Here is a 13068-nt window from a genome sequence, read left to right on the forward strand (position 1 = left end):
CTCAGAAGTAGAAGGGCACGGGGTTGAGCTGCGCTTCGGTCTTCGGGGCCTTCAGCCACCCCATCCTCACGGGGACGTCATACAGCCGTCCGGGGCCGAGCCTCGGCCAGAAGTGACGCAGCCCCGGGACGATGACCTTCACCGCGGATACGCCCACGTCGGGCCGTGATTGCTCCACCACCAGCGTCTCCAGTCCCACGCTCGCGGCCCGGGCTACGCACTCGCGCACGTCGTCCCGCAGGTCGTCATGCCACACGCGCGGAAAATCGGCGCGGACGCGCGCGGGGACCAGGTCGTTGGGAAAGAGCCAGCTGACGTCGCTGTGCGCGCTGGCGTCCCAGGGTGATGGCGACAGGTCCTTCGGGTCGTAGCACTGGGCCACCTCCGTGAGCGCGCGCTGCACGGCGAGCTTCGCGTCGAAGTGGCAGCCGCACCCGGCCCAGGCCCGGCCGCGCTCCGGAGACCACACGAGCGCGGCGAACACCGGGATGCCCAGGTCGTGCGTGAGATCCAACACCGACAACTGGAGGCCGAGCGACTGGTAGTGCGCGCTCACGGACGCGAACCACGGTTCGTCGAAGGAGCGCAGGTCCACGCGCGGACGGCGCAGGCGGTTGTACCACCAGAGCGCCACCGCATCGCGCTCCACCAGTTCCAGGAAGCCCTGGAGGATGGCCTCCTCCACGCAGTTGCCCGCGGCGTTCCCGTTGGAGTTGAAGAAGCAGAACGGCCCGTCTCCGAGCGGGGGCGCGGGCGCGAAGAGGTACGCGAACGACGTGGGCACGTACTTGTGGACCCCGTGCGTGAGTGAATACGCGGGGCTCCAGTCCATGGGTTGATCCGCGTACGGATTGGGCACCGCGGTGCGCATGTCGCGGCTCGCGCTTTCGGGCCGGGACTGGAACTGCGCGGCGCTGAAGTGCTGGAGCGCGTCCGGGTGCACGGCCTGCGCACCCAGCTGGGACGCCGTGGCGTGGACTCGGGGTTCGTCGCCCTGGAACACCGCGCTGTAGCGCTCCAGTGCTTCACACAGCGCGCCCGCGCGGGCCTGGGCCTCCGTGCGGCCCTTGCCGCTGGCCACGCGATGGAAGTCGTCGGAGGCCGGCGCGTCCGTCCACGGGCACACGCGGAAGACAGCGGACTGGATGTGGCCCAGCGGTGCGTCGCCCGGGACCGCGCGCAGGTCGCTCACCACGCCCGTCACCGGGCTGATGAGGTGGCGGTGGCGCTCCCAGGTCTGCTCGGGCGTGAGGATGCGGTGGCCGCCGTCGTCGGTGAAGCGCTTGGAGCGCGAGGCCAGTTCCAGGGGCTTCTTCGCACGCGCCTCCATCCAGTGGGGGTCGCCGCAATCCGGGCACTGCGGACGTCGCGCCACCGCGTGCGATTCCAGCTGCCAGGTGGCGAAGTCCAGCGTCCACAGCCGCGTCTGTGCCGGGCCTCCAGGTCCGTCCACCACCCACCGGGCCACGAGCGTCGCCGCGAAGGACAGCCCCGCCTTCGCGGTGGTGGGCAGGCCCGTGCGCGGCGGGCGGATGGCGCGCGGCGGGGGGCCCTTGCGCGCGAGGTACTTCTCGATGGGGCGGTTGTCCAACAGCCGCGCCGTGAGGCACGTCCAGCAGGCGCGCTCACCGGGGCCCACCACCGGGCCCGCGTGGCACGCGGTGCCGGACACCTTCAGCGGGAGGAACGCGGCGCCCGCGCTCCGGGCCTCCCGGGCCAGCGCGAGCGCTTCGGTCGACAGGTAGTCGTCCACCAGCAGCACGCGGCGGTCGGCGTCGTCGCGCACGTCCAGGCCGGTGTCGCGCAGCGCCTCCTCCAGCCCCTCGCCATCCTCGCCGTCCACCGCGTGCACGGAGACGGACACGTCCAACAGCCGCCCGGCCGCGGTGGCCGCGCCCACGCCCAGCGACTCCCAGAAGCCGGCGACGCTGGCGTCGAAGACGTCGTGTGCCTCCTCCACGTGTCCGCGCTCCTCCAGGAGCGACAGCGCGTAGAGCACCTCCGGCGCGGAGGCCCGTCCCGCCAGCGCGGCGATGACGTTCGCCACGGTGCGCTCGCCATCCAGCAGGGGAACGATGCTCGCGTGCAGCTCCCCCTCCAGCAGGAACTGGGCGCGCTCCCCGACGAGGAACACGCGCCGCGCGTCGAGCACCTCGGCGCGCAGGTGGGGCTTGATGCGGAGGACTCGGTCCATGGGCAGGCGGGCGAGCCTAACCGGGGCCCGCGCTCGTGGATACGACCTGGCCCTGCCTTCCGAGGGCCTGGACTCCGCGTGGTAGAACGCCGCGCATGGCCCGCATCCCATTGACGCAGAGCGCGCGTGTGTCCCCGGCGTCCCTCCACCCCCCGCTCCGGAGCCGCGCCGCGACCGGCAAGGTGGAGGTCACGCTGCTGTTGCGTCACGGGGCGCCGCTGCCCACGGTGGAGGAGCTGTGCGCGAACCCGCCGCGCCGCCCGCTCACCCATGACGAGTTCGAGGCGAAGTACGGCACGAACCCGAAGCACCTGGCCGCCGTGCGGCGCTTCGCGAAGAGCCATGGCCTCACCATCACCACGGAGCGGCGCGACCGGAGCTACGTCGTGCTCCAGGGGTCCACGGCCGCGATTCGCAAGGCCTTCGAGGTGGACCTGCGGCGCTACACCCACGGGAAGACCTCCTACCTGACCCACACGAAGCCGGTGTGCCTGCCGCGCGCGCTGCAAGGCGTGGCGGAGTGGGTCCTGGGCCTGGACACCCGGCCGCTCGTCACCCACAACGCGGCGGCCCTGCCCATCCCCGCGGAGATGGCGAAGCAGGCCGGGCTGCGCACGTACACGGCACCCCATGTGGCCAGCCTCTACCGCTACCCCCGCAACCAGGGGGAAGGCCAGTGCGTGGGCATCATCGAGCTGGCGGGCGGCTACAAGCAGTCGGACCTGGATGCGTACCTGAAGTCCGTGGGGGTGGAGCGCACGGCGCCGGTGGTGAACGTGGGGCCGAACAAGGCGGGGCTCCTCAACACCGCCTCCAATTCGGAGGTCACCATGGACGTGGAGTTGGTGACCTCGGTGTGTCCGGCCGCGCGCGTCGTCGTCTACAACGCGGGGTCGAAGGACTACTCGCTGCGCGACTACCACCGCGTCCTGTCGGAGGCCATCAGCGACCGGGAGAACCGGCCGTCGGTGCTGACCACCAGCTGGTCCTTCTACGAAGGGTCGCTCATCCAGCAGGGCGAGGAGCTGGCCTTCGAGCGGCTCTTCATCGAGGCTGCGCTGCTGGGCATCACCGTGTGCGCCGCGTCTGGAGACCTGGGCTCGCAGGTGCCGGTGAATGCCCGCTCACCCACGGGCGCCATCACCCTGGCGGCGACGAGCTACCCCGCGGCGAGCGCGCTGGTGCTGGGCTGCGGCGGCACCACGCTGGAGGCGGTGGGGGACGTCCTCCACCACGAGCGCGTGTGGAACCGCCTGGGCGAGGCGATGTCCATGGGCCCCAGCGCCACGGCCGCGGGCGCGAGCAGCGGCGGCGTCAGCACGATGAACGCGCTGCCGCTGTACCAGCACGGCATGGGCGTGCCGCACCTGGTGAAGTCGTCGTGGAAGAACGGCGTGTTCGAGGTCTCCCGCAGCACCGGCCGCGGCGTGCCGGACGTCGCGGCGAACGCGGACCTTCACACGGGCTATCAAATCGTCTTCAAGGGCCAGCAGGGCGTGGCCGCGGGCACGAGCGCCGCGGCGCCCATGTGGGCCGCGCTCATCGTCCGCCTCAACGAGGCGCTGGGGGAGCGCGTGGGCTTCCTCCACCCCCGGCTGTACGCGCTCGTCACCGAGGGACAGCCTGTCATCCGGCGCATCACCCACGGCGGCAACGGCGCGTACTTCGCCAGCGACGCGACGTTGTGGAACGCGTGCACGGGCCTGGGCACGCCGGACGGCGAAGCGCTGCTCGCGGGCCTGCGCAGACTCCAGCGCCGCAAGCACTGACGGACTCCCAGCGTCGAGGACTCCTGGTCATGGGGCTGCACGCCAACCTGAAAGCACTCGTGATGAGCGGAACAGCTTTCAGTCTGATGTTTGGGTACTTTGCCTGGAGCCTTCACGGCACGGAGCAGGCACTGCTGGCCCGGCCGATGGTGCCGGGGCGCATGCTCGCGATCTCGGTGGAACTCGGGGTCGGGAAATCCAAAGACTACTGGAGCGTGAAGCCGCGCTACGCCTATGAGATCAAGGGCCGCTCGTATGTCGGCGAGGACCTGTCCAATTCGCCTCCGAGGGAGTACCGGCTCTGGAACCCCCAGCCGAGCCCGGAGCTGACGCAGTATCTGGCGCGCTACCCGGTGGGCGCCACGGTGCCCGTGCACTACGACCCAAGGATCCCAGGGCGCAGCGTGCTGGAGGTGAACACGGGCGCCGCACTCGGCTTCACGCTGGCCTCGGCGGTGGCGGGCCTGGGCGCTGTGCTGCTGTTCTTGTGGTCCCGGCGCGCCGGTTCGCACGCGCGCTGAAGGCCCGGCGTCATCCGCCGGGCCGTGTCGCGTCCCGGATTACTCCAGGATCTGCTCCATGCTCAGGAAGGGCCGGGCGGCGGGGATGTTGCGGCCCTTGCAGACCTCGATGAACTTGTTGGATTCGATCATCTGGGGCGCGGTCTCGTCGTACTGGAGCACCATCACGTGGCGCAGCCAGGGCTCCTGGCCCATGGCGTAGATGAAGACCTCTTTCGGATTGAGGTGATTGAGGATCTCCGTGGCGCGGGCGCTGTCGGAGCCGTTGAGCCGCCGCGACTGATCCATCTTGCGAGGCAGGGGCTGGCTGAGCAGCGGGCCGTACATCCAGCTCATCGGGCCGCCTTCGCACTCCATGCCCAGGTAGAGCGCGTCCAGCGGGCCCACCAGCTTCGACAGGTGCTGGTACATGCGCGGCTCCAGCGCGTTGGAGTCCGCGGCCATCAGCATGGAGCGGCCGGCCAGCCGCACCAGGTGCGCCGTCTTCGCCTGCACCGCCAGGTCGCTGTGCTCGCCGATGAAGGGGATGCCCATCAGCGACCCGCCGGGGATCTTGATCTCCTGCAGGTCGTCGATCTCGATGACGTTCTTGAAGCCCGTCTGCTCCAGCACCAGGCGCAGCGAGGGGTCCGCCAGCGAGTACGCGTTCGAGCGCGGCACCACGATGGTCCCGATGCGGTGACGCAGCTGCAGCAGCGTCTCCATCATCAGGTGGTCCGCGTGGCCGTGGGTGATGAGGACGTAGTCGATCTTCTCCGGCAGGTCCGCGTGGGTGAAGCGCCGCTGGTCCGTGGGGAACTCGTAGCTGATGACGGGGTCGGTGAGGACGGACACCTCGCGCGTCTCCATCAGCACGCACGCGTGGCCGAAGTAGCGCACGCGCACGCCGGAGCCGGTGTACGGCTCGGGCTTGCGAGGGGCGGTCTCCGTGAAGAGGTCCGCGAAGGCCTCCGAGGCGGTGGACGGCACGCCCAGCATCTCCGCCACCTGCCCGGGGCTGCCCGGCGTGTGGCGCATGCGGAAGAGGGCGTCGATGCCTTCGTGCTTGTAGGGCACCTGGAGCCACAGGGGCGAATCGCCCTCCAGGCGCGGGGTGCTGAAGACGTACTTGCGCGCGTCACCGGCCACGCGCATCAGCGAGATGCTCTGCGCGGATTCCTTGTAGAGGCTGCTGCGGTAGAGCAGGGGCTCCATGATGCGGGCGTTGGCGCGGTGGGCCAGGTCGTAGTGCAGCTCCACGAAGCCGCGGAGCATGTCCGGCACCTTGGCGTAGAGCGGCTCCAGGGACTCGCCCTTGGAGCTGGCCAAGAGCTGCTCCAGGTCCGACACGGCCTTGGTGTAGGCCAGCATGTCCGCCTGCTCGCGGGTGGTTCGGTCGAGCAGGGCCTTCACCTCGTTCACGCGCGACACGGGGTGGTTGATGAAGGGGCCGCCCATCAGCGCCGGGTTCTGCAGCGCGGCCACGTGCACGTCCGGGTTCGCGACGAACGACTGCATCAGCTTCAGGTGCAGGCGGGAGACGAACAGCGGCGCCGTGGCGGGCGAGATGAGGTACCACCAGACGTACCACTGGTTGAACAGCGGCTCGATGGCGACATCGGGCTTCAGGTACATCGGGCGGTCGAGCATGGAGTTCTCGCGAAGGTGGGTGCGCAGGCCCCGGGCAGGCCCGGGAGCACGCAGGCCCGCCAATGTCGATGATTCCCGCCCTGACTTCAAGGTGCCGACTTCCGGGCCAGACCTGGAAGGCGGCGATGGGGAGCGTGGAGACGACGGCGCGGCGGAGTGCGCGGTTCAGCGCGTCTCCTTCGCGTGGCGCTTGGCGAGTTGCTGCTCCAGTTCTTGGCGAAGCCGTTCCGCGCGCTGGGGTTCAGGAGGCTGGTAGGCGGTGGCCAGGAACGACATGAGCGCGTCCATGTCCGAGGGCGCCAGCAGGCGGGTGTCGCAGCCGGTGTCGGGCTTCAGGCGCGATGTCTCAGTTCATGACGCCGAGAAGAACTGGGAGCCACGGGCCCTGCCTGTGCTGAGCGCCGAAGAGGTGCAGGGCTACGTCGGCAGTCTCGGGGAGCGCTGCACGTATCGGGACGGACGCCTCGTGCATCCGAGCTCCGTCTCACGCAAGGACCGCCCTGACAGCCGCGGGTTTCGAGAGCGCGCTGAATGGGATGTCAGAAGCAGGGCGAACCTGGCGTCGAGCGCCGTCCCATGCTGCTCGAATTGGTGGTGCGTACGCTCTCCGCGCCCCCGCGTGACGCCGGGTCCCATCGAGGGCGCCGGGGATGCACGGCCGGGCAGGGGCTTGCCGCCTGTGCAGCCGAGCGCTCCACCCTGTGCAGCAGGCTGCACACCCGGCGGGGGCGCGGGGCGGCGGCCGGGCCCAACCCCTCGGAAGGAGGGGGGCTTCTCGGCTGGCCCTGTTGGTGCACTGCTAACGCTCCATGTGCCGGGAACGCGCAGCCCCCCCTTTTGACGGCCTTCGCGCCGCCCAGCCCAGCGAGCACACCCGCTGGCTGGCGGAGCCCGATGAGCCCGCGCTGCGCGAGCTGCTCCACGCGCGCTACGCCGGGAGCTACTCCTACCGCTTCCTCCATGAGCCTGGAGGGGCCTCGCGGCTCTGGGGGGCCGGCGCGCTGCTCAGCCTGGGGGAGTTCGACGCCCAGGGCACGCTCCTCTGGCACACGGGGCTGTGGTGCAAGCCGGGGCGGGACTCCCTGGATTCGGGGCTCTCCATGGCCCTGCCTGGCCGGCGCACCGCCATGGACCGCTCCGAGCACGAGCGGCTGTGGAGCCACCTCCTGGAGCTGCTCAAGGCGCGCGTGGGCTTCCTGCACCAGCAGACGTCCACGCTGCACCTCATGGCGCAGCGCTACGCGTCGCGCTTCATGCGGGCCGTGCCGGTGGGCCTCATCGTCGACTACACCGAGGGGGAGACGCTGGTGGGGGTGGAGGGCTCGGGCCTGCCGATGCAGGCGCTGGCGATGACGACGGTGCTCGCGCCGCTGCCTCCGCGCCGGCGCTTCCTGCCCGCGGGGCCGTGGGGGGAGTGGCTCGCGTCCATCCTCGCCGCCTCGGGCCTGCCGGGGACGGTGGAGCTGACGCCGCTGGAGCGCCGCCCTCACGCCGGGGGCCTCGTGCTGCGCCCGCTCGACTGGAACGAGTCCCTGCGGCTCGAACGGCGGGAGCTGATGGGGCCTGCCGGGGAAGGGCAGGGGGCCACGGCGCTCCCGTCCTCGCGGGCGCGCGTGGACCTCGTCCACCTGTCCATGGGCGAGCCCCAGCGGGTGGCCGAGGCCACGCCCGTGCTCCTCGCGGCGGGCTACCTGCCGACGGGCCTCCGCCAGCGCCTGGACGCGCCCGACGACATCGTCTTCCAGCACCTGCCGGCGCCGGAGCGGGCGCGCGAGGCGGTGGGGCGGGCGCGGCTGGACGGCGAGGCGGCCCGGGCCCTGTGGAGCGGATGGGTGGAGCGATGCGCGCGAACTTCGTAGACACGCTCCTCGCGCGGCTGGACGGCGAGGTGGCCACCATCTGGGCCACGGTGCTGCTGCGCATCGACGCGCGGCCCGACGTGGCGCGGCTGCGCGGGGCCTTGCGCGCCCTGGTGCGCGAGAGCGAGCGCCTCAACGTGGCCTGGGACGACGCGCACGGTGCGTGGGTGCCCGCGCCGCGCACGGACGAGGCGGTGGACGCGGCCCTGCTGGAAGGCGCCGAGCCGCTGGATGAGCCCGAGGCGGTGACGCGGGTCATCAACACCCGGGTGGACCTCGCGAGGGACGTGCCGCTGCGGCTGCACCTCCACCCCCTGGCCGATGGCGCGCCGGGCCCGTGGCTGCTCGCCGTCCAGCTCCACCACGCGATTGGGGACGCCAAGGCGCTCGCCCACCTGCTGGAGCGGCTCTGGCTGCACTGCGCGGGGCGCGCGTCGGAGTCGCCCCCGCTGGGCCCCTCGACGCTGACGGATGGCAAGGTGCTGCTCGCGGCGCTGCGCGGGCCGGGCCGGGTGCTGGGCCTCGCGAGCCCCCGCCGCCGGCTCCTCGCGCAGCGGGGCCTGGGCCTGCGCCGCAGTGGAGACACCGCGGGCCGCTCGTTGATGGCGACGGCGCGCCTGACACTCCCGGCTGGCCGCACGGACGTCCAGGCCTCGGAGGTCTTCTTCGCCGCGCTGCTGGCGGGCGTCGCGCTGCGCGAGCCCACGAAGGACGGGCTCATCCGCCTGCGGGTGCCGGTGGACCTGCGGCGCATGCTGGGGCTGGGGCGGATGCTGGGCAACGGCTGCTCGACGGTGCCGCTGGAGCTTCCCCTGCGGGAGGTCCGCGCCCGGCTGGAGGACGCGCCCGCCCTGGCGGCGCTGATGCGCGAGGCGCTGCGGCGCGTGCTCGACGAGGGCGTGCACTGGACGACGGCGCTGGAGTGCATGGCGGTGGCGCGGCTCGCCCCGGGGCCCGTGCTGCGGCGCAACGCGCGCCCCGGGCTGGTGGCCGAGCCCCGCACCAACACGCTGGTGGCGACCTACCTGGGGCAGCTCGACAAGCACTTCGTGGACGCGCCCTTCCGCATCCACTCCCTGCGCAGCCACACGGCCACCTGGGGCGCGACGGGCCTGGGCTTTGGCGACACGCTCAACATCAACACGGCGACGTTCGAGGGACTGTGGACCCGGGGCGAGCTGCGCGACTTCACCGAGCAGCTCGCGGGCTGGGCGTCCTCGGGCTTCGGGCTTCCGGCGGAGGTGGTGGGACCATGAAGGGGCTTCGCGACGCGCCCGCGCTCTACCTGGGTTTCATCTCGCTGCACCTGCTGCTGGGGCACCTGGGCTCCAGCCTCGTCTACCGCCTGCGCTTCGGCCACAGCCCGCTGGCCTACCGGAGCACCGGGGCCGACTCCGCCCACACGCGCCTCACGCGGCGGATCAGCGGCGCCTCGCTGGTGTGGGCCGGCTCGGTGGTGGCGGCGGCGCTCTGGCCGCGCTGGTCCGAGCTGCCCTGGGGCCGGCCCCTGCTGGCCCTTCCGCCGGAGGTGGGCTGGGCGCTGGGCGTGCTCGGGCTGGTGGGCATGCTGGCGGCGCAGTACGGCATGGGCGCAACGTTCCGCATCGGCGTGGACGCAGGGGAGGCCCCGCCCGTGCTGCACGAGAGAGGACTCCACCGCTACTCGCGCAACCCCATCTACGTCTTCTCCTACCTGTACCTCGTGGGCGCCTCGTTCTGGGCTCCGTCGCTGGTGACGCTCGGGGCGTGCGCGGTGCTGGGGGGGCTGTTCCACGGGCTGGTGCTCCAGGAGGAGCGCTACCTCTCCGCCCGCCTCGGCGAGGCCTACGCGCGCTACCGCCAGCGCGTCCCCCGCTACCTCTGAGGCCCCATGCAGCCCGCCCTCGCCCCCGTCTCCGCTTCACCCGCTGCCCCCGCCGGGCCAGGCCCCTCCCGCGACGAGCTGGTGGAGCTGCTGCGCATCCGCCCCGCGCGGGCTCTGGGCATGGCGGCCCTCCACCTGGGCGTGTGGGGGCTGGCCGGCGTGGGGCTCGCGCACGTCAGCGGCTTCTGGCTGAAGCTGCCCCTGTGGCTGCTGGCGGCCCAGGGCGTCATGGGGCTCATCCAGCTCGACCACGACGCGTGGCACGACACCCTCTTCCCGAGGCCCTGGCAGAACCGCCTCTTCGGCAACGGGCTCAGCCTGCTCGTGGGCATCGCCTACGAGCCGATGCGGCACGACCACCTCGCGCACCACCGCTGGAACCGCACCGAGAAGGACCCTGACGCCTACAACGCGGGCCGCCGCTCGCCCGGGCTGTGGGCACTCTTCTACGCCACCGTGCTGCTGGGCCTGCCGCTCAGCCTCGTCTACTTCAACGTCCTCTACCCGGTGCAGCACTTCGACGCCGCCCGCCTGCGCCGCCATGCGCGGGTGCTGCTCGGCTACGGGGCCTTCTACGCGCTGCTCTTCTGGCTCCTGGCGGGCCACGGACTCCTCGGGGGCGCGGTGGAGTGCTGGTTGCTGCCGGTGCTCTTCGCCAGCCCCCTCAACGGGCTCAAGTCCATCTCCGACCACCACGCCAACGTCTGGCGCGGCGACCGCTTCCACACCGCGACGACGGTGCGCAGCACCCGGCTCGTCACCTTCCTGTGGAACGGCCTCAACCACCACCTGGACCACCACCTCTACCCGCGGGTGCCCGGCTACAACCTCGCGCGGCTGCACGCGCGCCTGCGCCCCGTACTGCTCGCGCGCGGGGCCCCCGTCTTCGACAGCTACCTCCACGTCATGTGGCGAGCCCTCCTGGCCGGCCCCATCGTGGTGGAGGAGGACGTGCGACTCGTCACCCTGGAGCGAAAGCGCCCATGAACGCCCTGCGCCGGCTGTACGCGGACATCCGCTACGAGGACGGCCGCTGGCCGCTGTCCCGGTGGGACCTCAACCTGCGCTACATCACCAAGAGCCTCCTGCACCTGCCGGAGCCGCGCTCGGCCGAAACCGGGGAGCACTTCGCGCGAGTCGCCCGGCACCTCGCCTCGGGGAGCTGGCGGCACGCGGGCGCGCCGGAGCTCCGGCTGAGCGCCGTGGGCGACATGATGTGGATTCGCAGCGGCTTCCACCGCGCCCTCTCTCCCGGCGTCCGTGAGGTGATGGCGGGGGACGCGGTGGCCTTCGCCAACCTGGAGACGCCGGTGGACCCGGCGCGGCCCGTGCCCCGGCGCGTCTACGAGACGCTCCACTACAACGCCCCGCCGGACTACCTCGCGGCTTGGGAGGGCACGGCGCGCCACCGCGTCTTCTCCCTCTGCAACAACCACGCGCTCGACCAGGGCGCCGAAGGGCTGGAGCGGACCCGGGGGACGGTGCTGGCCTCCTCCCAGCACCGCTGCGTGGGAGGCCCCCGGCCGGAGGACGCGGTGGCCGCCCTGGAGGTGGGCGGGGTGCGGATGGGCATCGCCGCCGTGACGTATGACATCAACCACCTCGTGGGGGCGCCGCCCGCCGGGGTGCCGGTGACGCGGCTGGGCAGCCCCCTCCACGCGCCGGACTGGGAGCGGCTGGGCGCGCTCATCGACGCCGCTCGCGCGGTGGGGCCGGACCTGGTGGTGCTGATGCCGCACTGGGGCTTTGAGTACGAGTACTGGCCCGAGGCCCTCCAGCGCGAGCACGCCTGCCGGCTCATCGAGCGCGGGGCGGACCTCCTCCTGGGCTCCTCGCCGCATGTCCTCCAGCCGGTGGAGTGGGTGTCCATCGACGGCGCGGACGCCACCTGCCCCACGCAGGTGCGCCGGGGCGGGCCCGCGCGGATGGGGCTCATCGCGTACTCGCTGGGCAACTTCCTGAGCATCATGCCCACCGTGGCGTGCCAGACGGGGGCCGTGCTGAAGCTCGCGCTCGCCCGGGACGCGCGGGGCGTGCTCCAGCCGGTGGATTTGCGCGCGGTGCCCACCGCCTGTGGACGGGGACTCGGTGGGGAGGGGTTCCTCGACGCGGGCGTGGTGCGCCTGGACGAGCTGCCCCCCCAGCAGGCGGCGCCGCACCTCGCGCATGCCCGGCGGACGTTGGGCGCGCTGCTTTCGGACCGGAGGGACTGAGGATGTCGTCGATTGATGAGCAGTTGGAGGCGCTCGCCGTCGGGATGGCGCGGCAGGTCGCGAGCTGGCTGCCGGCGGTGACGCCAGAGCGCTACGTGGCGTTCCTCGACATGATGTACCACTACACGCGGCGCAGCGGAGACCGGCTGCGGCTCGCGGCCGAGCGCGCCACGCTCCCCGAGCTGAAGGCCTTTTTCGCGGAGCTGGCGGGGGACGAGCAGTCGCACTACCTGCTGGCCAAGGCGGACCTCGCGGCCTTCGGGCGCAAGCCCTCGTCCGACACGCCTCGCGAGGTGGCCGACTTCCACGCCTTCTGGGAGGGAATCGGGCCGGAGCGGCAGCTCGCCTTCCTGGGCGCGCTGCGCGTGCTGGAGGGCGTGGCGCGGCACCTGGGAGGCGAGGCCCGCCAGGGACTGGGGCGGCTCGGGCTGGAGCGGACGAAGGCGCGCTTCATCCTCGTCCACCTCGACGTGGACCTGGAGCACGGCGCGCGGGCCCAGGCGCTCTGCGCGGCGCTGGGGGCCGGGCACCCGGAGCCGCTGCTCGAAGGGGCCCGGCGGGCCGCCGACTTCTGGGTGGCCATCCACCGCGCGGCGCTGGCCGGCGAGTCGCGGCCCTGAGCGGGCGCCTCAGCGCACGGAGGCCGGGCGCGTCGTGCATCCCGCCGGTGACGACACGGCCCCGGCCTGCCCATGACGAATGCCCTGCCTCCGCGCTCGCCGACACTGCAGGGCGAACACCGCGCGCAGGAAGAGCATGACTTCAGGAGGGGCAAACTCGGTACCAAATCCAGCGAACCCGCCTGAACGTCACCGGACAGAAAAACGCCCTGCTTCCAAGTGGTTGGCAAGCAGGGCGATGACCCCGACAGGAATCGAACCTGTGGCCTGCGGTTTAGGAAACCGCCGCTCTATCCAACTGAGCTACGGGGTCGCAAGGTCGCGGGCGTTATAGCAGGCGACCCGGGGCACGCAATGGGTCTGATGTCCCGCCTGGCGCGCTCTGTCCTCTCCCACCCG

At 72.1% G+C, this 13068-nt stretch carries 11 protein-coding genes and 1 tRNA gene; 8 read left to right on the forward strand and 4 right to left on the reverse strand.

The window, feature by feature from the left end; all coding sequences use genetic code 11:
- Window position 1 precedes the first annotated feature (1 nt).
- Entirely contained in the window at window positions 2-2194 is a 2193-nt protein-coding gene (locus GTZ93_RS09455; protein ID WP_139921031.1) for a TOMM precursor leader peptide-binding protein, read from the reverse strand.
- 95 nt (window positions 2195-2289) lie between these two features.
- Between GTZ93_RS09455 and GTZ93_RS09460 the strand changes: the two genes are divergently transcribed.
- Window positions 2290-3963 carry a S53 family peptidase gene (locus GTZ93_RS09460; RefSeq protein WP_139921029.1) on the forward strand — a complete coding sequence of 558 codons (1674 nt, stop codon included), beginning with the start codon at window positions 2290-2292 and terminating at the stop codon, window positions 3961-3963.
- A gap of 29 nt (window positions 3964-3992) precedes the next feature.
- On the forward strand, window positions 3993-4484 hold the full coding sequence (locus tag GTZ93_RS09465) for a DUF3592 domain-containing protein (protein WP_139921027.1): 492 nt from the start codon (window positions 3993-3995) through the stop codon (window positions 4482-4484).
- Between the two features lie 39 nt (window positions 4485-4523).
- Here GTZ93_RS09465 and GTZ93_RS09470 read toward each other — a convergent pair whose 3' ends face one another.
- Together GTZ93_RS09470 and GTZ93_RS42685 are read right to left on the reverse strand one after the other, a co-directional pair.
- Complete coding sequence (locus tag GTZ93_RS09470; RefSeq protein WP_121755755.1) at window positions 4524-6113, reverse strand: MBL fold metallo-hydrolase; 1590 nt, start codon at window positions 6111-6113, stop codon at window positions 4524-4526.
- Window positions 6114-6278: 165 nt separating this feature from the next.
- Window positions 6279-6401 carry a hypothetical protein gene (locus tag GTZ93_RS42685; RefSeq protein ID WP_257979386.1) on the reverse strand — a complete coding sequence of 41 codons (123 nt, stop codon included), beginning with the start codon at window positions 6399-6401 and terminating at the stop codon, window positions 6279-6281.
- Between the two features lie 521 nt (window positions 6402-6922).
- Between GTZ93_RS42685 and GTZ93_RS09475 the strand changes: the two genes are divergently transcribed.
- From GTZ93_RS09475 to GTZ93_RS09500, 6 genes are read left to right on the forward strand one after another with little or no spacing between them, the layout of a single operon-like run.
- The gene (locus GTZ93_RS09475) at window positions 6923-7972 is read left to right on the forward strand and encodes a hypothetical protein (protein ID WP_161662746.1); all 1050 of its coding nucleotides are present in this window, start codon (window positions 6923-6925) and stop codon (window positions 7970-7972) included.
- Entirely contained in the window at window positions 7954-9228 is a 1275-nt protein-coding gene (locus GTZ93_RS09480) for a condensation domain-containing protein (RefSeq protein WP_139921022.1), read from the forward strand. Before GTZ93_RS09475 ends, GTZ93_RS09480 begins: the two co-directional genes overlap by 19 nt.
- On the forward strand, window positions 9225-9836 hold the full coding sequence (locus GTZ93_RS09485; protein ID WP_139921020.1) for a methyltransferase family protein: 612 nt from the start codon (window positions 9225-9227) through the stop codon (window positions 9834-9836). The genes GTZ93_RS09480 and GTZ93_RS09485 overlap by 4 nt, the downstream gene beginning before the upstream one ends.
- A gap of 6 nt (window positions 9837-9842) precedes the next feature.
- On the forward strand, window positions 9843-10823 hold the full coding sequence (locus GTZ93_RS09490) for a fatty acid desaturase family protein (protein WP_161662747.1): 981 nt from the start codon (window positions 9843-9845) through the stop codon (window positions 10821-10823).
- Window positions 10820-12049 carry a CapA family protein gene (locus GTZ93_RS09495; RefSeq protein WP_139919918.1) on the forward strand — a complete coding sequence of 410 codons (1230 nt, stop codon included), beginning with the start codon at window positions 10820-10822 and terminating at the stop codon, window positions 12047-12049. The genes GTZ93_RS09490 and GTZ93_RS09495 overlap by 4 nt, the downstream gene beginning before the upstream one ends.
- Before the next feature lie 2 nt (window positions 12050-12051).
- On the forward strand, window positions 12052-12669 hold the full coding sequence (locus GTZ93_RS09500; protein ID WP_139919917.1) for an iron-containing redox enzyme family protein: 618 nt from the start codon (window positions 12052-12054) through the stop codon (window positions 12667-12669).
- A 239-nt stretch (window positions 12670-12908) separates the two neighbouring features.
- On the opposite strand, the gene GTZ93_RS09505 is transcribed toward GTZ93_RS09500, so the two are convergent.
- A tRNA-Arg gene (locus GTZ93_RS09505) sits at window positions 12909-12982 on the reverse strand.
- Window positions 12983-13068: the final 86 nt, after the last annotated feature.

Origin of the sequence: Corallococcus exiguus (assembly GCF_009909105.1) — a bacterium.
Classification (GTDB): domain Bacteria; phylum Myxococcota; class Myxococcia; order Myxococcales; family Myxococcaceae; genus Corallococcus; species Corallococcus exiguus.

Coding starts and splice junctions, on each gene's coding strand:
- GTZ93_RS09470 (WP_121755755.1), bottom strand. CDS start 6,113: ATGCTCGACCGCCCGATGTACCTGAAGCCCGATGTCGCCATCGAGCCG.
- GTZ93_RS09495 (WP_139919918.1), top strand. CDS start 10,820: ATGAACGCCCTGCGCCGGCTGTACGCGGACATCCGCTACGAGGACGGC.
- GTZ93_RS09485 (WP_139921020.1), top strand. CDS start 9,225: ATGAAGGGGCTTCGCGACGCGCCCGCGCTCTACCTGGGTTTCATCTCG.
- GTZ93_RS09480 (WP_139921022.1), top strand. CDS start 7,954: ATGCGCGCGAACTTCGTAGACACGCTCCTCGCGCGGCTGGACGGCGAG.
- GTZ93_RS09455 (WP_139921031.1), bottom strand. CDS start 2,194: ATGGACCGAGTCCTCCGCATCAAGCCCCACCTGCGCGCCGAGGTGCTC.
- GTZ93_RS09500 (WP_139919917.1), top strand. CDS start 12,052: ATGTCGTCGATTGATGAGCAGTTGGAGGCGCTCGCCGTCGGGATGGCG.
- GTZ93_RS09460 (WP_139921029.1), top strand. CDS start 2,290: ATGGCCCGCATCCCATTGACGCAGAGCGCGCGTGTGTCCCCGGCGTCC.
- GTZ93_RS09475 (WP_161662746.1), top strand. CDS start 6,923: ATGTGCCGGGAACGCGCAGCCCCCCCTTTTGACGGCCTTCGCGCCGCC.
- GTZ93_RS09465 (WP_139921027.1), top strand. CDS start 3,993: ATGGGGCTGCACGCCAACCTGAAAGCACTCGTGATGAGCGGAACAGCT.
- GTZ93_RS42685 (WP_257979386.1), bottom strand. CDS start 6,401: ATGGACGCGCTCATGTCGTTCCTGGCCACCGCCTACCAGCCTCCTGAA.
- GTZ93_RS09490 (WP_161662747.1), top strand. CDS start 9,843: ATGCAGCCCGCCCTCGCCCCCGTCTCCGCTTCACCCGCTGCCCCCGCC.